The organism is Serratia sp. MYb239, assembly GCF_002966855.1.
Taxonomy (GTDB): domain Bacteria; phylum Pseudomonadota; class Gammaproteobacteria; order Enterobacterales; family Enterobacteriaceae; genus Serratia_B; species Serratia_B rhizosphaerae.
The window spans coordinates 2504046-2523129 of the sequence record NZ_CP023268.1; the positions used below are offsets into that span (position 1 = coordinate 2504046).

Annotated in this window: 20 protein-coding genes; 8 read left to right on the forward strand and 12 right to left on the reverse strand. The window is 60.3% G+C overall.

The features are described from left to right. Positions 1-53 precede the first annotated feature (53 nt). From CLM71_RS12055 to CLM71_RS12065, 3 genes are all read left to right on the forward strand, one after another. A complete protein-coding gene (locus CLM71_RS12055) occupies positions 54-1031 on the forward strand; it encodes a GlxA family transcriptional regulator (protein WP_105231217.1) in 978 nt (325 codons plus the stop codon). 79 nt (positions 1032-1110) lie between these two features. After that, positions 1111-2121 (forward strand): type I glyceraldehyde-3-phosphate dehydrogenase, encoded by a 1011-nt coding sequence (gene gap, locus CLM71_RS12060; RefSeq protein WP_105231218.1) that lies wholly within the window; start codon positions 1111-1113, stop codon positions 2119-2121. Positions 2122-2204: 83 nt separating this feature from the next. Next, entirely contained in the window at positions 2205-2822 is a 618-nt protein-coding gene (locus tag CLM71_RS12065; RefSeq protein WP_105231219.1) for a GrpB family protein, read from the forward strand. On the opposite strand, the gene CLM71_RS12070 is transcribed toward CLM71_RS12065, so the two are convergent. After that, the gene (locus tag CLM71_RS12070) at positions 2819-3184 is read right to left on the reverse strand and encodes a MerR family transcriptional regulator (protein WP_105231220.1); all 366 of its coding nucleotides are present in this window, start codon (positions 3182-3184) and stop codon (positions 2819-2821) included. The genes CLM71_RS12065 and CLM71_RS12070 overlap by 4 nt on opposite strands. Before the next feature lie 85 nt (positions 3185-3269). On the opposite strand from CLM71_RS12070, the gene CLM71_RS12075 reads away from it, so the two are divergent. Continuing rightward, entirely contained in the window at positions 3270-4103 is an 834-nt protein-coding gene (locus tag CLM71_RS12075) for an alpha/beta fold hydrolase (protein ID WP_105231221.1), read from the forward strand. Positions 4104-4191: 88 nt separating this feature from the next. Beyond that, a complete protein-coding gene (locus tag CLM71_RS12080) occupies positions 4192-4992 on the forward strand; it encodes a MetQ/NlpA family ABC transporter substrate-binding protein (protein ID WP_105231222.1) in 801 nt (266 codons plus the stop codon). 94 nt (positions 4993-5086) lie between these two features. On the opposite strand, the gene CLM71_RS12085 is transcribed toward CLM71_RS12080, so the two are convergent. Then, positions 5087-5497 (reverse strand): DUF2000 domain-containing protein, encoded by a 411-nt coding sequence (locus CLM71_RS12085; RefSeq protein ID WP_105231223.1) that lies wholly within the window; start codon positions 5495-5497, stop codon positions 5087-5089. Between the two features lie 56 nt (positions 5498-5553). Further along, on the reverse strand, positions 5554-6408 hold the full coding sequence (locus tag CLM71_RS12090; RefSeq protein ID WP_105231224.1) for an AraC family transcriptional regulator: 855 nt from the start codon (positions 6406-6408) through the stop codon (positions 5554-5556). A gap of 136 nt (positions 6409-6544) precedes the next feature. Here CLM71_RS12090 and CLM71_RS12095 point away from each other — a divergent pair, with 136 nt between their 5' ends. Further along, positions 6545-7156 (forward strand): hypothetical protein, encoded by a 612-nt coding sequence (locus tag CLM71_RS12095; protein WP_105231225.1) that lies wholly within the window; start codon positions 6545-6547, stop codon positions 7154-7156. Positions 7157-7186: 30 nt separating this feature from the next. Here the strand turns inward: CLM71_RS12095 and CLM71_RS12100 are convergent, their stop codons facing one another. Further along, entirely contained in the window at positions 7187-7924 is a 738-nt protein-coding gene (locus CLM71_RS12100) for an SDR family oxidoreductase (protein WP_105231226.1), read from the reverse strand. Positions 7925-8004: 80 nt separating this feature from the next. Continuing rightward, complete coding sequence (locus CLM71_RS12105; RefSeq protein ID WP_105231227.1) at positions 8005-8445, reverse strand: ester cyclase; 441 nt, start codon at positions 8443-8445, stop codon at positions 8005-8007. A 108-nt stretch (positions 8446-8553) separates the two neighbouring features. On the opposite strand from CLM71_RS12105, the gene CLM71_RS12110 reads away from it, so the two are divergent. Next, positions 8554-9468, forward strand: a complete 915-nt coding sequence (locus CLM71_RS12110) for a LysR family transcriptional regulator (RefSeq protein WP_105231228.1) — start codon at positions 8554-8556, stop codon at positions 9466-9468. Between the two features lie 145 nt (positions 9469-9613). On the opposite strand, the gene CLM71_RS12115 is transcribed toward CLM71_RS12110, so the two are convergent. The 3 genes from CLM71_RS12115 to CLM71_RS12125 are packed head-to-tail and all read right to left on the reverse strand — an operon-like array spanning position 9614 to position 12891. Next, positions 9614-10390 carry a TIM barrel protein gene (locus CLM71_RS12115; RefSeq protein WP_105231229.1) on the reverse strand — a complete coding sequence of 259 codons (777 nt, stop codon included), beginning with the start codon at positions 10388-10390 and terminating at the stop codon, positions 9614-9616. Between the two features lie 12 nt (positions 10391-10402). After that, a complete protein-coding gene (locus tag CLM71_RS12120) occupies positions 10403-11410 on the reverse strand; it encodes a Gfo/Idh/MocA family oxidoreductase (protein ID WP_105231230.1) in 1008 nt (335 codons plus the stop codon). A 32-nt stretch (positions 11411-11442) separates the two neighbouring features. Further along, positions 11443-12891 carry a sugar porter family MFS transporter gene (locus CLM71_RS12125; RefSeq protein WP_105231231.1) on the reverse strand — a complete coding sequence of 483 codons (1449 nt, stop codon included), beginning with the start codon at positions 12889-12891 and terminating at the stop codon, positions 11443-11445. 206 nt (positions 12892-13097) lie between these two features. Here CLM71_RS12125 and CLM71_RS12130 point away from each other — a divergent pair, with 206 nt between their 5' ends. Then, a complete protein-coding gene (locus CLM71_RS12130; RefSeq protein ID WP_105231232.1) occupies positions 13098-15077 on the forward strand; it encodes a sigma 54-interacting transcriptional regulator in 1980 nt (659 codons plus the stop codon). 43 nt (positions 15078-15120) lie between these two features. Here CLM71_RS12130 and dpgD read toward each other — a convergent pair whose 3' ends face one another. From dpgD to dpgA, 4 genes are read right to left on the reverse strand one after another with little or no spacing between them, the layout of a single operon-like run. Continuing rightward, positions 15121-15933, reverse strand: a complete 813-nt coding sequence (gene dpgD, locus CLM71_RS12135; RefSeq protein ID WP_105231233.1) for an enoyl-CoA-hydratase DpgD — start codon at positions 15931-15933, stop codon at positions 15121-15123. Between the two features lie 47 nt (positions 15934-15980). Continuing rightward, the gene (locus tag CLM71_RS12140) at positions 15981-17240 is read right to left on the reverse strand and encodes an enoyl-CoA hydratase/isomerase family protein (protein ID WP_105231234.1); all 1260 of its coding nucleotides are present in this window, start codon (positions 17238-17240) and stop codon (positions 15981-15983) included. A gap of 7 nt (positions 17241-17247) precedes the next feature. Beyond that, positions 17248-17889, reverse strand: coding sequence for an enoyl-CoA-hydratase DpgB (dpgB, locus tag CLM71_RS12145; RefSeq protein ID WP_105231235.1), 642 nt, complete (start codon positions 17887-17889; stop codon positions 17248-17250). A gap of 22 nt (positions 17890-17911) precedes the next feature. Continuing rightward, positions 17912-19069 (reverse strand): 3,5-dihydroxyphenylacetyl-CoA synthase DpgA, encoded by a 1158-nt coding sequence (dpgA, locus tag CLM71_RS12150; protein WP_234008572.1) that lies wholly within the window; start codon positions 19067-19069, stop codon positions 17912-17914. Positions 19070-19084: the final 15 nt, after the last annotated feature.

Genomic DNA, 19084 nt, shown 5'->3' on the forward strand with positions numbered 1-19084 from the left:
CCCGCGCAGGCCTTAAACTTGTCTCCATTCATATCAATTAGACTTTATCCGCCATGCATGATTTTCTGATTATCGTCCCCGACGGGGGCATGCTGTTTGAGGCGGCGGGCGTCGCCGATATTCTGACGCAGGCCAACCGCCTGCTGCCGCAGGATGCCCCCGGCGCCGCCTATCGGGTAACGGTGGCCACCACCCAGTCGCACCGGGTGGTGCACGGCGTCTCAGGCCTGAATCTGCTGGCCGATCGGCGGCTGTGCGATCTTGACCCTACGCATCCTTACGACACCGTGATGGTCGCCAATAAGGGCCAGTCCGACGCCGAGAACCTGAGCGTGGTGCACTGGCTGCAGCAGGCGGAGCACCACGCCCGCCGGATCGCCTCAATCTGCGGCGGTGCGCTGCTGCTGGCGCAGGCCGGCTTGCTGAACGGCCGTCACGCCACGACCCACTGGCGGCTGCTGGAACGTCTGCAGGCGGAGTTTCCGCAGGTAACGGTCGACAGAGGGCCGATCTATGTGCAGGACGGCAATATCTGGACCTCGGCCGGCGTCAGTTCCGGCTTCGACCTGACCCTGGCGCTGGTTGAAGAAGATCACGGTTTCAGCCTGGCGCGGGATGTGGCGCAGGATTTGGTGATGTTCCTGCGGCGTCCCGGCGGACAGGCGCAGTTCAGCCGTTACCTGCTGCATCAGGCCGGTGACGGCCCTATCTGTCAGCTGCAGACTTGGCTGGCGGAGAACCTCACGCAACCGCTCTCCGTCACCCAGCTTGCGGAACGCGTCGCCATGAGCCCACGCAATTTCACCCGGGTGTTTACCCGCACCACCGGCGTCACGCCGGCCAGATACGTGGAAGAAGTACGCCTGAACGCCGCCAGACAGCGGCTGGAGCAAACGACGCAGGGCATTGAGCAGATCGCCGTGGACACCGGTTTCGGCAGCGGCCTCAATCTACGCCGGGTGCTCGAGAGAAACCTGCAGCTGACGCCGACGGAGTACCGGCAGCGCTTTTGCGCACGACACCTGTCCTGAATTGATTGTTTATTGTCATTTACGCCAAAACTGCGCCGCACTACATTGATGACAGACACCGATAACGAAGGAGTTCATCATGGTCAACGTAGGCATCAACGGCTTCGGCAGGATTGGACGTAACGTGTTGCGCGCCGCGCTTGGACGGACAGATTTTCAGGTCGTGGCGGTTAACGATCTCACCGACAGCCGCACCCTGGCCCATCTGCTGAAATATGATTCACTGGCCGGCACATTCGCGGCGGAGGTCGAGGCCGGTGAAGGCCAGCTGAAGGTTGAAGGCCGAACGATCCGCGTGTTTTCAGAACGGGATCCGGCGGCGATCCCCTGGCGCAGCGCCGGGGTGGACGTGGTTATCGAAGCCACCGGCTTATTCACCGAGAAAGCCAAAGCGATGGCGCATATCACCCACGGCGGCGCCAAACGCGTGATTATTTCCGCCCCGGGCAAGGATGACGACATCACCATCGTGATGGGCGTCAATGACGCGCAGTACGATCCGGCGCGGCATCAGGTGGTCAGCAACGGCAGTTGCACCACCAATGGTCTGGCGCCTGCCGCCCAGGTGCTGCATCAGGCATTCGGCATTGAACATGGCCTGATGAACACCACCCACGCCTATACCAACAGCCAGGCGCTGCACGACCAGCCGGAAAAAGATCTGCGCGGCGCACGGGCCGCCGCCGTTTCCATCGTGCCGTACTCCAGCGGTGCCGCCAAGGCGATCGGCAAAGTGATCCCCGAACTGGACGGCCGGATGACCGGCTATTCGCTGCGTGTTCCGGTACCGGTAGTGTCCATCGTCGATTTAACGGTCAACCTGCAGCGCGAGGCGACGGCTGAAGAAATTAATGCCGCGTTCCGCAGCGCCGCCGCATCCGGCCCGCTGCAGGGCATTCTGGGCTACAGCGATGAGCCGCTGGTATCGAGCGACTACCGCGGCGATCCGCGATCTTCAATTATTGACGGGCTGTCGACGCTGGTGATTGGCGGCAAGATGGTGAAAATCCTCGCCTGGTATGATAACGAATGGGGCTTCTCCAACCGCCTGATCGATCTGGCGCTGCTGATGGAAAAACGCGGCTTATAAGTCCCTTTGCGCAAGGTTCAAGGCTATACTGACGACACCGCCGACGGCGGTGTTTTTTTGTCTCTTTCGATAACGGAGTCATTATGCCAGCGCCATTTCCCCTCACCCCCGCCGAACGCGTCGCCGTGATGACCTTCGCCGACGGCGATCCTGATGAAAACCCCTGGGTTGCCGGCAAACCACGGGTGGAGGAGATCGACGTCGTCGACTATGACCCGTCTTGGCCGCAGCGCTTCGCACAGGAAAAGGTGCGGCTTGAGCGCACGTTGGGGTCATACGCGCTGCATATTGAGCATGTGGGATCCACCGCGGTGCCGGCGCTGGCGGCCAAGCCGATTATCGATATCGATCTGCTGGTGGCCGACCCGGCGGATGAAGCGGGCTACATACCGCCGCTGACCGCATTAGGCTATACCCATACCGTGCGCGAGCCGTCATGGTATCAGCACCGGATGCTGCGGCTGGACGCGCCGCAGATCAATCTGCACGTTTTTGCCGCCGGCAGCCCCGAGCATTTGCGTCACCGGCTGTTCCGCGACTGGCTGATCGCGCATCCTGAAGATCGGCAGCTGTACGCCGCCAGTAAACGGCGCGCAAAGCAAGGCGTAAACACCATGACCGATTACAACCGCAACAAGCAGGAGACCGTGCGGCAGATTTACGCAAAAATTTTCGCCGCACTGGCTAACGGCGCGAATTAAGCGTTATTCCCCGGCAGCGCGCTGGCCAGCGTCGCCATCAGCCGTGCCCGCCGCTGCTCCAGTTCGTCAATCTGCCGTTCGATATCCGCCAGGCGTTGATACTGCACCGCCTGCGTTTCCGGACAAAACGCGGCGCCTTCTACCAACAGCATGCAGTCCGGAAACGCACGGATCTCCGCAATGCTGAACCCGATGCCAATCAGCCGCCGAATCTGGCGTACCTGAGTGACCGCCCGTTCGGAAAAATAACGGTAACCATTCTCGGCGCGCGTTGAAGTTACCAGCCCCTGCGCGTCGTAATGACGGATCGCCCGTACGCTGACGCCGGTTTTTTGCGCCAGCTCCCCGATTGATAACTGCATTGCTCCCCCTGAATCAGCGCTTGACCCTGACATTAATGTCAGGGTTTAGCATAGCCGGGAATCGTTATTGAGACAGGAGCTTTTTATGCCGTTATCCCTTCGTCACCTTATTCTGGCGCTGATGCTGGCGCTGGTTTCCGCCACTCTGCCCGCCGCAGAGAAACACTACACCGTCAGCGCGCCCGACGGCGTGCAGATCGCCGTGCAGGAATCGGGCAACCCCGCCGGCCCGCCGATTATCTTTATCCACGGCCTGCTGGGGAGCCATCTGAACTGGACGCAGCAGCAACAGGCCCCGCAGCTGCAGCGCTACCGGCTCATCACCTTTGATCTGCGCGGCCACGGTCTGTCCGGCAAGCCGCAGCAGGAAGCGGCGTACCGCGACGGCAAACGCTGGGCGGACGATCTGGCTGCCGTCATCAACAACGCGCAGGCCCGGCGACCGCTGCTGGTCGGCTGGTCGCTGGGCGGCGCGGTGATCACCAACTACCTGGCGGCCTACGGCGACAGCAACATCAGCGGCGCCGTCTATGTCGACGGCGTGGTGAAATTAACCCCTGACCTGATCCCCGCCCATCCGCAGGTTTATAGCGCGATGACCGCCGAGCGGCTCGGCACCCACCTGGACGGCGAGCGCGCCTTTCTGCGCCTGTGCTTTTATCAGCAGCCGGATCGGGTAACGTTCGAACGGCTGCTGGCCAATGCGGCGCTTGCCGCCTGGCCGATGCAGCGTGCGGTACCGACGATGACGATCCCGCTTGAGCAGGGGCTGAAAAACGTCCGTGCGCCGCTGCTGTTTATCTATGGCCGACATGATGCGCTGGTCAATCCGCAGGCATCACTGGCCAGAGCGCGAAGCGTCAACCCCCCGCAATATTTCACACCGTTATCCTCCGCCTGCCCCACGAGCCAGCAGTGACCAATGAGGTATTTTCAGCAAACAACTATACACCGGATAATGAATATCATAGTATCGGTTAACTAATTGATACCGGAGAGTATTGTTGATGAAAAAACTGCTGTTTTCGGCGTTAATCGCCACGTCCGCCGTGTTGTTATCCGCCTGTTCACCGGATAACGATCATAACGTTAAAGTGGCGATCAATACCGGCCCGGATGAAGCCATCTGGAAAGTCGTCCAGCAGGTGGCAAAAGACAAATATAATCTGGATGTCGACGTTATCTCCTTTAACGATTACGTGCTGCCTAACGAAGCGTTAAACAATAAAGATGTCGACGCCAACGCCTTCCAGACGCTGCCTTACCTGGAGGATCAGTCGAAGGAGCGCGGCTATAAGTTTGCCATCGTCGGCAAAACCTTTGTGTTCCCGATCGCCGCTTACTCGCACAAGATAAAAAATATCAGCGAGTTAAAAGACGGCGCCACCATCACCATCTCCAACGAGGTCACCACGCTGGGCCGCAGCCTGCTGCTGCTGCAGGCGCAGGGGCTGATTACGCTGAAAGACGGCGTGGGTTACCTGCCGAGCAAAATGGATATCACCGCCAACCCGAAAAACCTGAAGATTGTTGAGGTGGATACGCCGCAGCTGGCGCGCACGCTGGACGATCCGAACGTGGCGATCTCGATTATCAACACCAACTTCTCCGCCCAGGCCGGGCTGTCTGCGGTGCGCGACGGCTTGTTCATGGAAGAGAAAGACTCGCCGTACGTCAACGCGATTGTGGCGCGCGAAGATAATAAGGACAGCAAGAAGATTCAGGAACTGAAAGACGCCTTCCAGTCCCAGGCCGTCGCCGACAAGGCGATGGAAGTGTATAAAGGCGACGCGATTAAAGGCTGGTAATTAACATCCTCGGCCAGCTAAAAGACGGCGGCCATACCGCCGTCTTTGCCCTCTGCCCGGATCTTCACCGGGAAAAACCACGGCGTATTGAAAATCAGGCACCGTGCAGCGCCAACCCCTTGATCGCCTTATCCACCGCCTTCTTCGGCCCGAGCAGCGCCAGACCGACCAGATTCAGATTATCAGCATCCTCCGCCAAAAACACCTGACGGTTGGCTTCATCGTGCCCGGTGGTAAACATGGCGTGCACGTAGGGGATCAGGGTGAGTTCACGCTCCAGCCCTTTTCGGTGGCTGGTCTGCAGCCCGGCAATATCCGCCTCAAAAATCAGCATCGGCTGGCCGGAAATCGCGCCGTAATGGCGGCCGTGCGCGTCCACGTAGCGCTCGCCCAGTATCTCCGGTGCGGCTGCGGCAATCCCCGTCGCCAGAAAAGCCACCACATTCAGCCGCTGCCAGGCGGCCAGATCGTCACGCACGATAAAGGCGATTTTGCTATCAAACATCACTGCCGGTACTCCGTTGGTTGCTAAAAAACGCATCATCGGAGATCGGCCGTCCGTCAGTATAGAACGTTTGTGCACTGGCGCTGATAGGCCTGCGGCGACAGCCGGTAGGCGCGCTGGAACCAGCGGCCCAGGTGGCTCTGGTCGGCAAACCCCACCTGCATCGCCACCTGCGCCGGCGGCTCGCCCCGCGCCAGCCGCATACGCGCGGCGCGCAGACGCAGCCGCACCAGATAGGCGTGGGGCGACAGGCCAAAAGCTTTTTTAAACTGGCGAGTCAGGCGAAAGCGATCGATGCCGCTCTGCCGGGCCAGTTCGTCCAGCCCGATATTGTCGGCCATATGTGCGTGCAGGTATTCCCTGAGGCGATGGATCAACACCTGCGACTCATCGCTCAGCGACGAGGGCCTCACCTGGATATGGCGGGCCAGCAGATCGATCAGCCGGTCCAGACTCTGGTCGCGCGCCAGCCGGCCTTCGTTGTGGTGCACGGCGCAGAACGCCTGCTGGATCGCCGCACTCAACCGGGCATCGTCGGTCAGCGTGTGGCGGAACGCCCCTTCCAACGTCGACACATCGCCCAGCCCGCGCCGCCGCATCACGCCGGATACCCAGCTCTGCGGCAGATACAGCATGCCGTAGGTAAAGCCCTCATCCTGCGGCGCGTGGCCATCGTGCACCGCACCCGGTTCTATCAGGATCGCGCGCCCGGGGCGGCTGGTATGCAGCGAACGGTGACAGTTGAAGCGCTGTAATCCCTGCTGGGTAACGCCGACCAGCATCTCGTCATGATCGTGGGGATCGTAAGCGTGCCCGCGAAAATGAGCGTGAACGCTTTCGATACCGGTGTCGTCATCACGCCGCAGGGTAAGCCAGTCTTCGCTGCGCGGCGCATTATGCGTTGACGCCATGGGATTCTGTTCTCCGAAACGGTATGGATGGATGTCAGAATTATCATACGTTCATCCCCGGGCGTTACAAAAAAATTGAAACTCATGCCGCTTTGCCGCCACTCAATGACTATGTATTCAGTCAGGAGTCATCAAGGTGAAAATGCCACAGATCAAAAACGTCTTCAGCAGCAACCGGGTCAATCCGCCGCCGCAACAAGAAACCGCCCGTCCCGTCACCGTGGCGGATTTACTGCAACGCGGCGCCAACCAGAACGACAGAAGCGTGGAGCCAACCGGCTTTAACTCGATTCATGAGCTGCGGGATTTTGCCCGCAACAACCCGCTGCCTAACACGCTGTATCGCGCCCATTTTGGCGATCGCGACGAGATTGACGCCTACGGCCTGGAACGTTCCGACGCATCGGATAAAAAGAGCGGCGACGACTATCTGGCGGATATTATCAAGCACACCTCGCGCACCGGCGGCAGCAGCGGCGGCGTGCTGTCGCTGTCCGGCTCGCTGCAGACCGCGCGCCGTTTTGCCACCGGCCGCACCGTGGTGCAAATCGACGCCAGCGCCTTTTCCGGTCGCTTTAAAACCACCGCGCAGATCCTGCTGGACGATGCGGACCGCCTGATGGCGGCGAAGAAAGTCTCGCCGAGCACGGTCAGAAATGCGCTGGAGCATTTACAAAGTGATGGGGAGTCCGAGGCGTTCTACCTGGACGGCGATATCCCCCGCAGCGCGGTGACCCAGATCTACTAACGCCCCGCCCGGATCCTGTCGCGCAGGCGATCAGGCGAAACCGCCGTTGACCCTGATCACCTGCGCGTTAATCCAGCGCCCCTGTCCGCCGGCCAGAAACGCCACCACCTCGCTGATGTCCTGCGGCACGCCCAGTCTTTCCAGCGGCGCGGCCTGCGCCAGCGCGTCAATTTGCTGCTGACTCTTACCGTGCATAAACAGTTCGGTGGCGGTCGGCCCGGGCGCGACCGCATTGACGGTAATATCCCGCCCGCGCAGCTCATTCGCCATCACTCTGACCAGCCCTTCCACGGCAAGCTTCGAGGCGATATAAGGGCCATAGCCGGGCATCGATTTGGCAATCACGCTGGTAGACAGCGCGATAATGCTGCCGCCCGCCGACAACTGCTCGCCGGCCGCCGCCATCATCAGAAAAGCGCTGCGGGCGTTGACGTTCATCATGGCGTCAAAGTCCGCAAGACTGGCGCTGGCAATCGGCGCCATGCGCATAATGCCGGCATTGATAACCACCGTATCAAGCCGGCCAAAGGTGGCCTGCGCGGCGCTGAACAGACTGGCTACCACGTCCGGCTCGGCGACGTCTCCCGCCACCAGGACGGCTTTTCTGCCCAGCGCGGCGATCTCATCCGCCACCGCCTGCGCCGCTGCGCGATCCCTGCCAAAACCCAGCACGATATCAAAACCGTCCCGGGCCAGCGTGAGCGCGATATCGCGCCCTATGCCTTTACTGGCGCCGGTCACAATGGCGCTTTTGTTCTCCACCGACATACGTGTTCTCCTGTCCGGCACGGTCGCCGGGTTGGTTGGTCATCAGCAGCGCACGGCCGCGCCGCCGGCACGAGTAGTAATTATAGCGGCGGCACGTGGCCGAGCTGCTGATACAGCGCCAGCCAGTCTTCCATGTGCCAGGTGGCGGTTACACGCTCGCCGTTCAGGGTATGAAACTCGTGCAGCCTGACGCTGATGCTGCGCCCGCTCGGCGCAATGCCCATAAATTCGCCCAGATGGGTGCCGGTAATTTCGGCGCGAACGGCGGCTTTGCCCGGCTCCTGCAGCATCTCGTGAATGGTGATGCGGATATCGGGAAACGCGGCGATAAATCCGGCCAGCAGCGGCTTGAAGCCGTCAGGCCCCGGCCCCTGTCCCGGCGCCAGCGGAATATCCTGCCAGTCGCGGGTAACCGCCAGGTGCACCAGCTCCGGGTCTTTATCATTAAACGCGCGGTACAGCGTCTCGACGGCGGCGCGCTCGGTTTGTAAACGTTGGGTCAGATCGTCAGTATCGGTCATGCCTGGAAGCCTTTTGCTATCGGCGGTGCAGCTCACCGCCTTGCGCAGTATTCACCGCCGTGCCATCATCAATCCAACAAATTTCATGTATAGAGTAATATATAAAATATGAATTTTGAGGGGTTCGATCTTAATCTCCTTGCGGCGTTTGACGCGCTGATGGCGGAACGCAATGTCACCAAAGCGGCGGCGATGGCGGGCGTCAGCCAGCCGGCGATGAGCGCGGCGTTGGCGCGTCTGCGGCGCGCGTTCGACGATCCGCTGTTTATCCGCAGTGCGGAAGGCCTGCAACCGACCGCCAAGGCGCAGGCCATCGCCCCGCCGGTTGCCGAAGCGCTGGCGCGCATCCGCGGCATTATGCACCCCGCCGAGGCATTCGATCCGGCGGCGCAAACGCTCAGCTTTACCCTGGGGCTGACGGAGTATCCGCTGCATATCGCGCTGCCGGCGCTGAGTAAGAAATTTGCGGCGCTGGCGCCGAACGGCACGCTGCACATCCGCAGTTTTACCGACCGCGATGAAACGGTGGCGCTGCTGGACAGCGGTAAAATTGACGCGGCCCTGAGCGTAACGCCCACCAAGACGCAGCGCCGGATCGTATCCGTTCCGTTGCTGAGCGATGAGTTTGTCACGCTGACGGCAAAAGACGACGAGACGGCGCGCGACGAAATGACGCTGCAACGCTTTCTGGCGATGAAGCACATCCTGGCGTCGCCGGAAGGCAACCGCTACGGACTGATGGATGAGATGCTCAGAGAACGCGGGCTGACCCGCCAGGTGGCGCTGACGCTGCCCAGCATGTTCGCCATCCCGGCGCTGCTGCCCGGTTCGCACTATGTCAGCACGGTGCTGCGCCGGGTGGCGGCAACCTCGGCCTGCCGCGAGGCGCTTACCATCACCGAGCCGCCGCTGCCGATGCCGCAGATTCAGTTTCACCTGTTATGGCATCAACGCACGCAGGAGCATGCGGCGCATCGCTGGCTCAGAGAGATGATTGGCGCGGTGTGCCGGGAGATTGACTGACCGTCCCCCGGCGCGCGCGCATGACACCGTCACTGATGGCGGCGCGCGACGGGGAACATGCTCCGCCTGGATAATAATCCAGCCGCAGTATCTTCCTCTGCACAGGCGCCGCCGCATCCGCGCTGGCGTCAGATCCCTAAAACGGTTATGCAAATGCCGCGCGGAACGCCTGCAGCGCCGGCTCCGGATCGCCGGACGCCCATCCCTCCAACGCCACCACGCCCTGATAGTTAATCTCCCGCAGCGTGCGGGCGATCGCCGGATAGTTGATCTCCCCGCTGCCGGGTTCACAACGGCCCGGCACGTCGGCCACCTGTATTTCACCAATATGCGCGGCGCTGCGGCGAATCAGCTCGCACAGGTTCCCTTCGCCAATCTGCGCGTGGTAGAGATCGAGATTCATCTTCACAAAGGGGCTGTCCACCGCGCTGACCAGCGCCAGCGTCTCCTCCGCCCTGGCGAACGGCGTGCCGGGATGATCGACCGCCGTATTCAGGTTCTCCAACGTAAACACGCGGCCCGCCCGCTCTCCCAGCGCGGCCAACGACTGCAGCGTTTGATAGGCTTGCAGCCACATCGCACCGCTGGCCGTCGCCACCGGCCTGACCGGCAGTCCGCGGTGATCCAGCCCGGTGCCGTGCAGGTTCAGCACCGGGCAATTCAGACGCTGCGCCACCTGCAGCGATTCCTGCGCGCTGTCCAGCAGTTGGCCAATGGCATCCTCGTCATGCAGATTGCCGCTGATATAGCCGGTCATCGAGGTAAAGCGCGCGCCGGTCTGCACCAGCGCCTCGATGTCTTTCTGCGTCCAGTCCCAGATTTCAACGCCGAATCCCAGCTGATGAATGCGCCGCACCCGCTCAATAAACGGCAAATCGAGAAACACCATTTCGGCGCAGACGGAAAGCGTAAAGTCTGACATGCGCGTTCTCCCTTACAGTACGATCGGTTTGGACTGTTGCACGGAAGCAATGCAGGCCAGCGCGATTTCCAGCGCGTTGCGCGCATCCTGCCCCGTCGCCTGCGGCGTATCCCCCGTCGCCACGCAGCGCACAAAATCGCCTAGCTCCGCGATATAGGCATCGCGCAGCAGATCCGTATCCCGGCGGGCGGTATCGATGGATATTCCCTGCGCGTTGTAGCGCACGCAGTTGTTGATATTGATATTGCCCGCCTGCAGCATGCCCTGGCTGCCGAACACCTCGCCGCGCACATCGTAGCCGTACACCGCCTGGAAGTTGGCCTCGGCGGTAGCGATGGCGCCGTTGTCGAAACGAATGTTGACCACCGCGGTATCCAGCAGGCCGCGCGCTTTAAAGTCCGGTCGCACCAGCGCATCGGCCATCGCGTACACTTCAACCGGTTTCGCGCCGGGGTTGAGGTGCAGCAGAATGTCGAAGTCGTGGATCAGGGTTTCCAGGAAAATCGTCCAGTGCGGGATCGGCGTCGGATCGCCCAGCCCCGGATCGCGCGTAACGGAGCGCATCAGCTGCGGCACGCCGAGATGGCCCGCCTTAATCTCCTGATAGGCGGCGGCAAAGCCGCTGGCAAAGCGGCGGTTAAAGCCGACCTGCAGCACCACGCCCGCCTGCTGCGCCGCCGCGATCGCCGCATCCGCCTCCTCCAGCGTCACCGCCATCGGCTTCTCGCAGAAGATGCTTTTCCCGGCCCGGGCCGCCGCCGTCACCAATTCGGCGTGGGTACGGGCCGGCGAAGCGATGACCACCGCGTCGATATCGCCATCGTCAAACAGCGCCTGCGGATCGGTATAGGCGCGTGCCGCCCCCAACGTCGCCGCCAGCTTCTCCGCCGCCCCCGGCACCGGATCGGCCACCGCCGCCAGCGTCGCCCCCGGAATACGCTGCGCCAGCGTCTGGCCGTGGAAACTCCCCATCCGTCCTGCGCCAATCAAACCAACGCGCACCATCTTTGCAACTGCCATAACGTTCTCCTTTTTTATCGGTAAGGTACTGACTATTTAGTGTGGGAAACCGGCTGTGTAGCGGAGATCTCCGCCTGTTCACCGCCAAAGCGCCGGGATTTCGACAGCATCAGCGGTTCGATATGCTCCAGGGAGACGCCCTTGGTTTCAGGCAGGAATCGCCCGACAAACCAAAACGCGATCAGGCTGAAACCGCCGCACAACAGCAGCGGAAATGCACCGTGGAAATGCGCCATCAGCGCAGGACTGCGGTTCATCATCGGAAAGCTTTGCGTCACGATAAAATTGGCCGCCCACATGGAGCAGAATGCGAAGCCCATCGCCACGGCGCGCATGCGGTTGGGGAAAATTTCAGAGATCAGCAGCCAGGCGCCCAGACTCCAGGAGAGGCCGAACACCAGCACAAAGCCGACCAGCCCGACGATCGGCAGATAGCCTTTCATCTCCTGCATAAACGTCCAGGCGGTGAAGAACAGAAACAGCGCGCAGCCTAACGAGCCCCAGCGCAGCAACGGAAGACGGCCGAGGCGGTCAACGGCGAACAGCGCAATAACAACGCCCGCCAGCAGCGCGGCGCCGAGGAAAATACTCTGAAACAGCGAGTCCTGGGTGTTGCCGGTCACGTTCTGCAACAGCGACGGCGCGAAATAGAGCAAAATATTGATGCCGGAAACTTGCTGCAGCACGGCAATCGCGCAGCCGATCCAGAGAATGTAGCTGGCTTTTTTATCCTGCAGGATGCCCGGCTTTTTTCTTGCCTGCGCCTGCTCGGACGCCAGCGAACGCATAATCTCTCCGTGCAGCCGCTGGCCGTGTTCCGGATTCGACAGCGAACCCAGCACCTTCAACGATTTGTCCTGCTTGCCGCGCATGGCATACCAGCGCGGCGACTCCGGCATAAAGAACGCCAGCAGCAGGAACAGCGCGCAAGGCACCAGACCGGACGCCAGCATCCAGCGCCAGCCGGTGGCGACCAGCCATTCATGAGGCATCCCCTTGGCGATCAGGAAATTCACCACATAGACGGTCAGCTGGCCGCCGACCATCAGCATCTGCTGCATGCCCAGCATTCGCCCGCGCAGATCCTTGGGCGAGACCTCGGCGATATAGAGCGGCGTCACGGCGGAGGCCATGCCAACCGCCAGCCCGCCGATCATGCGGTAGATAACAAAGTCGGTCAGGTCGTGCGCCAGCGCCGAGCCGACGGCGGAGATAATAAACAGCACGGCGGTGACGATCAGGGTGCTTTTGCGCCCGCAGCGGTCAGACAGGTAGCCGACGCCCCAGGCGCCGATGACGCAGCCCAGAATCACATTGGACACCGCCCAGCCGCTCTCCGCCGGCGACAGCGACAGATGCTCGGTCAGCGGGTCGATCACCCCCGAAATCACCGAGGCGTCATAGCCCAGGATCACGCCGCTGAGTGAGGCGATCGCGCAGATAAACAGGATGTAAGGTACGTTGTGTTTGCGTTGCGACATGGCGCTTTCTCTCCACGTTTTTATTGTTAGATTTATCGGTCTTATCGGTAAGAGCGATATTGCTTAGCAACCGCCATGCCAAAAATTAACGCACTGTTTTATAAGGAAAAGTAAAAAACGATCGTGATCACATTATGTTCACAAACAAGACATGTTCACGCCACATGTCTCTATACTGAACACTTTATGATCTGCGGACACTACCCATGGATTACACACCGGAACGGTACTGGGATGAGGAGTGGGAGTTGATTGCCAGGCTTAATAATGAGCAGGCTTTCAGCCGTTATATCAAGGCATTGCACCAAGCCTGGCGGGTGTTCTGGCGCGGTGAGACGCCGTCCGGCGTGCGCGCCGCCGTGCACGCCTCCTGGGCGCGCAGCCGCAGCAACGGCATCGATCCCGACCATTTTCAATACCGGTTTTGCGAAGAGAAACGGCTGCAGACGATACTGGCGCACAACGCCCCGCTGATCGCCATCGCGCGCGGCGTGATGCGCAACCTGCTGGCTTATAATCCCAACGGACATATTAATCTCACCGACGCCAGCGGCATTACGCTCTACTTTTGCGGCCAGGATCTGACGCCGGTGGGCAGTATGCTCAGCGAGGACGTTTCCGGCACCAACTGCACCGGTCGCTGCCTGAGCGAAAACCGCCTGGTGTATCTGCTGAACGGCGAGAATTACAAACGCGCCCTGCGTCAACGTGATAAACACTGCGCCGCCGCGCCGGTCAGGGACGAAAACGGCGTGACGATCGGCGTGCTGACGCTGACCGCCAACTCCGGCAACTTCCACTACCATACGCTGGGCACCGTGCAGGCGGCGGCAGAGGCGATTTCCCAGCAGCTGATGCTGTGTCAGCTGCTCGAGGAGCAGCAATCGGTGCTGGAATCTATCAATGAAGGGGTGATCGTCCTAGGGCAACGGGGCAATATCCGCCAGCTCAACAGCTACGCCCGCCAGGTGCTGGGCATCTCTCCACGCGCGGACAATCAGGATATCGACAACGTTCTGCAGCCGGAAGCCTGCTCGCTGAAGACGCTGAACGCCTGTAAAGACCGCAGCATTACTTTCTGCCCGGACGGCGGCAGCCGCATCACCTGCCTGATTTCCGTCGTCTGTACGCCGGACGGCGGTAAAGTCATTTCACTGCGGGAAAACCGCCGCATCCGCGATATCACCCACAAGGTAATCGGCAGCAGCGCCAGCTACCACTTCGACATGATCCTCGGCCAGTCGGCCGCCATGCAGGCGATACGCAACCGGGCGCGCACCGCCAGTCGCAGCGACAGCACCGTGCTGCTGGGCGGCGAAAGCGGCACGGGGAAAGAGCTGTTTGCCCAGTCGATCCACAACAGCAGCGCGCGGCGTAACGGCCCTTTTCTGGCGGTCAACTGCGGCGCAATCCCGCGCGATCTGGTGCAGAGCGAGCTGTTCGGCTATGAAGACGGCGCGTTCACCGGCTCACGCCGCGGCGGCGCGGCGGGCAAATTTGAACTGGCCGACGGCGGCACGCTGTTTCTGGATGAGATCGGCGATATGCCGCTGGATGCACAGGCCAGCCTGCTGCGCGTGCTGCAGGAGAACGAGGTGACGCGCATCGGCGGTAACCGCCCGCTGAAGGTCAACGTACGCATCATTGCCGCCAGCCACCGCGATCTGGAAAAAGAGGTCGCCGGCGGCGCTTTCCGCCGTGACCTTTGGTTCCGCCTGAATGTCATCGACCTGCAGATCCCGCCGCTGCGTCAGCGTAAAGAAGACATCAGCGAACTTGCGGACGGATTCTGCGAGCAGATCTGCCGGACGCTGGGGCGAGAGAAGGCGCGCTTTACCGCCGCCGCCCTGCGCCGGCTGGAGGCCTACGGCTGGCCGGGCAACGTGCGTGAACTGGAGAACATCGTCGAGCGCACCCTCAACCTGACGGACAGCCGGGTGATTGACGAGCAGGATCTGCCGGATGTTCTGCAAACCGCCGGCGCGGCGCGCGGCCACGCGATAAGCGGCAGCCACAGCCTGCAGGAAAGTGAAAGAAATCTGATTATCCTGTGTCTGACGGAAAAGGCCGGCAACCTGCGCCAGGTGGCGCTGGCGCTGAACCTGTCGCGCGGCGCGTTGTATAACAAGCTCAAGCGCTATGGCATTGATGCCAACAACTACCGGCGCGACAAAGCGGTGCGTTAACCCCGTCGTTGCCGCGCCGGGCCGGCAGATAGCCTGGCGATATTCACGTGCCCGACCAAACCGGCGGCCTTTTTTCCAGAAAGGCGTCCACCCCCTCAAGCAGGTCCTGGCTGTGCAAGCGCCGCTGTTCTGCGGCATACTGCGCCTGAAAAGCCTCCGGCAGGCTTTTATCGGCGCTGTCGTAGGCGATATTTTTAATCGCGCGCGTCGCCGCCGGCGAGCAGCGCAGAATATCATTCACCAGTTGTTCAACCGTATCCGCCAGTTTCGCCCCGTCGACCACCTGATTGACAATGCCGAACGCCTGCGCCTGACGCGCCGAGATCTGTTTGCCCGTCAGCAGCATCTCCATGGCCAGTTTCATCGGCATCTGCCGGGTCAAACGGAAAATGCCCCCCGCCCCCTGAATCAAACCAAGCTTGGCTTCAGGCAGAGCGAAAACTGACGCTTCACTGGCGACAATCAAATCGCAGGCCAGCGCCAGTTCAAAACCGCCGCCAAAGGCGTACCCCTCCACTACCGCAATAATCGGCTTGTAAATATCAGTGCGTTCGGTCAGTCGCGGCCAGCCCGGACGTCCGGCGCTGCCCAGGCTGGAAAAAGGTTCACCGTCAGCGTAGCGCGTTTTCAGTTCCTTCAAATCCTGACCGACGGAGAAGGATTTGCCGCCCGCCCCGGCCAGCACCGCCACCCACAGTTCGTCGTCATGGTTAAAATCTTCCCATACCGTCAGCAACTGCCTGTGCATGTCAAGATTCATCGCGTTAAGCACGGCCGGGCGGTTCAGGGTGATATAGGCGACATGCCCCCTTTTCTCGTATAACACCGCCGGCGGTAGATTGTCTCGTTCTGCCATATTGCCTCATCCTGTTTCATCAGGCGCGCCGGTCAGCGCGCCTGTCATTACTCCACCGGTACCTCGGGGATTTTTCTGGCGAATTTACCGGTCTTTTCTTTTACATCGACGGCATACATTCTGATGACCTGTTCGCGACAGAATGCCTGCATATAGTCGCGGAACGCCGCCAATGGCTCTTTGGCAAGCACCAGCATGCGTTTATTCACCGGTACGGCCGGCGCCGCCATCAGCGTAATCGCTTCCTGCAGGGTCCGTTCCAGCGCCTCTGTAGCCACAACCCGATCGAAGATAAATCCGGCATCAGCATCGTCAGCCCTGACTTTACGCCCATGCAAAATCACCTGCTTGGCAAAGCGCTCACTGGTCGCGCTGGTGAGCCGCAGATTGGAAACGCCGGGAATAATGCCCTCTTTGGCTGCCGGCAACGAGACATAGCACCCCTGCTCGCCGATCACATAATCGCAGGCCAGCACCATCTGCATACCGCCGCCGATGGCGAAGGTCTCCACCAGGGCGATCCAGGGTTTCGTGATGCTGACCGCCGCCCCCTCTGACGGGCAAACGACGCCGTGGATCAGCTTGTTAATGCACCCCATCTCTCTGCCAATCAAAAATTCCGGATAAGAGATGCCGGCATCGTGCAGTTTTTTCAGATTGATGCCCGAGCAGAACACCCGGCGTCCGGCATATTTCGGATGGCTGACCACGCCGCCGCGCAGCACACCGGCTTTAACCTTGTCCGATAAATGGACAATATCCGCCGCCGTTTCCAAATCGCGGACAAAGTCGCCGTCTTCGGCATGCAGCGTATCGCCATCAAGGAAAGTGACCACCGCCGCCTCGCCTTCCTGACGGATCTCCAGCGCCGTCAGTCTGACGTAACCGCTGCGGTTAAAGGCCTCGACCAACGGCAGCGACGCGTCTTTCGGTTGCAGCATGGCGTTTAGCAGATGCGTACCGGCGTCCTCGTCCTGCAGCACCTGCGCCAGCAAAAGCGAAAAACAGTAATCGGCAGCCGCCTGCTGCGGCGTGCCTTGCGCGATCTCGCCAAACAGCAGTTCCGCAGCAGACTGATAAAGCGCCTCAATACGCTGAGAACGGCAATAGTGCCCCGTCCATAACCGGTACAACGCCAGCCCGTAGCGCGAGAAAAACTGCGTAACGTCCGGGTCGGCAGCGCATTCGGCAATGATCATATCGTCTCTGAGGGCGCTATTGCCGTAATGCGCCTGCAGCGCGGTCTTTAACGCCGCGGCCTGCTGGCGCAGCGCATGGGAGAACTCATCGGTATGTTCACTCATCATCCGGCGCTTACCCCTGACGCAACGTACGGTCGCTGGCGGACAGCGACAGGCCGATCGTGTCCTCGTACGAGGTATGACAGGCTTCCAGCATCAGCTTGCGGCGCACGCGGATATCGGTAAAGGCGTGCGGGTTCATGCCCATCGCCAGATCCTCCGCCAGCGCGGCGGGCTGCGTGCTGGTGCGGTCCAGCAGACCGCTCGACAACGCCTCCTCGGCGCACAGCGTATTCCCCAGCACCAGCAGCAAACGCACCCAGTTGGCCGCCAGCTGATTGGTTAAGCGGTGAATCAGCATCCCCGGCAGCGTGATATCTTTCCCGCGCAGGGCAAAGGTGCTGTCAGGCGTGCCCAGACGCAGATCGGCAATGGCGATAATGGATAAGGCCACCAGCCCGCATTCGCCGTCGGTGGTGGCGATCAGCAGCGCATTCAGGTTTTCCACCCGGCGCAGCGCCTTTTCCCACTTGTGCAACAGACCGACATCCATACTCTCTGTTCCCTGCGCCGGCGCAGCGCCGCCCGCAAAAGCGAACAGCACCTGATCGATCGCCGGAGTATTTTCAACCTGAGCGCAAAGTTGATTAAGTTGTTCAATCATGTCGCTGGTAATTGCCGCTGAGCCGGTAAAATTGATTGTTAGACGTTCCATAAATGACCTCAATTACGTTAAATTATTTTTCCCATTGCACCAGGGCAGTTTCAATCGCCGCGCCGGGGCCCATCGTCATAAAGACCCCGATATCTCCGGCTGACGTTATTTTTTCATTTTGCAGACGTTCTAAAGAAAACAGGAATGAACCGCTGGAAAGATTGCCGAAATCATTTAATACGCTGCGCGTGTGGCGCAGATCGCTTTTCGTTAATCCCAAATTGATACAAATTGAATCGAGCACTTTTTTGCCGCCGGAATGCACGACCCAGTGATCAATATCGCTGACGTTGAGCTGATGTTCGCCCAGCAGTTTATGCACCACTTTTTCAACTTTCGATCCCACCACATACGGCACGTCTTTTGAGAGGTAAAAGCGGTTTTTATGCTGCTCATCATTCCAATCAAACTTCATCATGCCGATGGCCGAAGGTTCGGTCAGGCTGAGCTTCGCCCGCAGTTTGATCGCGCCGGCAGGTGGCGCATCGTCTTCCGACGAGCTGACGACCGCCGCAGCGCTGGCGCCGTCGCCAAACAGACTGTTAACCACCGCGGTAGGGAGCGTGCCGTCCTCAATGTAGGCCGCAGAACAGATTTCCGTGCAGACCACCACCGCCAGCTTGCCCGGATTGGCAAGCGACCAGTTTTTTACCGCGTCCAGGCCGTTCAGCCCGGCGGAACAGCCCATGCCGACAATATCAATCCGGTTGCAAAAGTCCGACACCCCCAGCGATTCACAAAAACGGGCGCTTAATGCCGGCACTAAAAAACCCGTCGACGTCACGCAGCAAATACAGTCAATATCTTCAATCCGCATGCCGATTTTATCCAGACACTTGCGGATTGCATTCCCCCCCAGTTTGAGCGCATTTTTTTCATGACGCGCCAGCATTTGCGCATGCGTTTCACCCTCGGCGGCGCTTCCCGCCATATTGTCTATCGACAAATGTCTTTTGCTGATTCCGCTGTTAATAAATATGGAGCGAATGCGGCTATCCGTAATATTAAGGTTGTCACAGACCTCGCTCTGTGAATAGGCGGTTTCCGGTACATCATGCGCACAGGCCAGAATATAGGCGTTCATTCCGTTATTCGTTCTCTCTTTCATCTGCAAATACCCACCGTCATCTATAAATACCCGATCGAATTCCATTCGATTAGCGGGAAAATGAAATATCACTCTGTGAATGAAGCT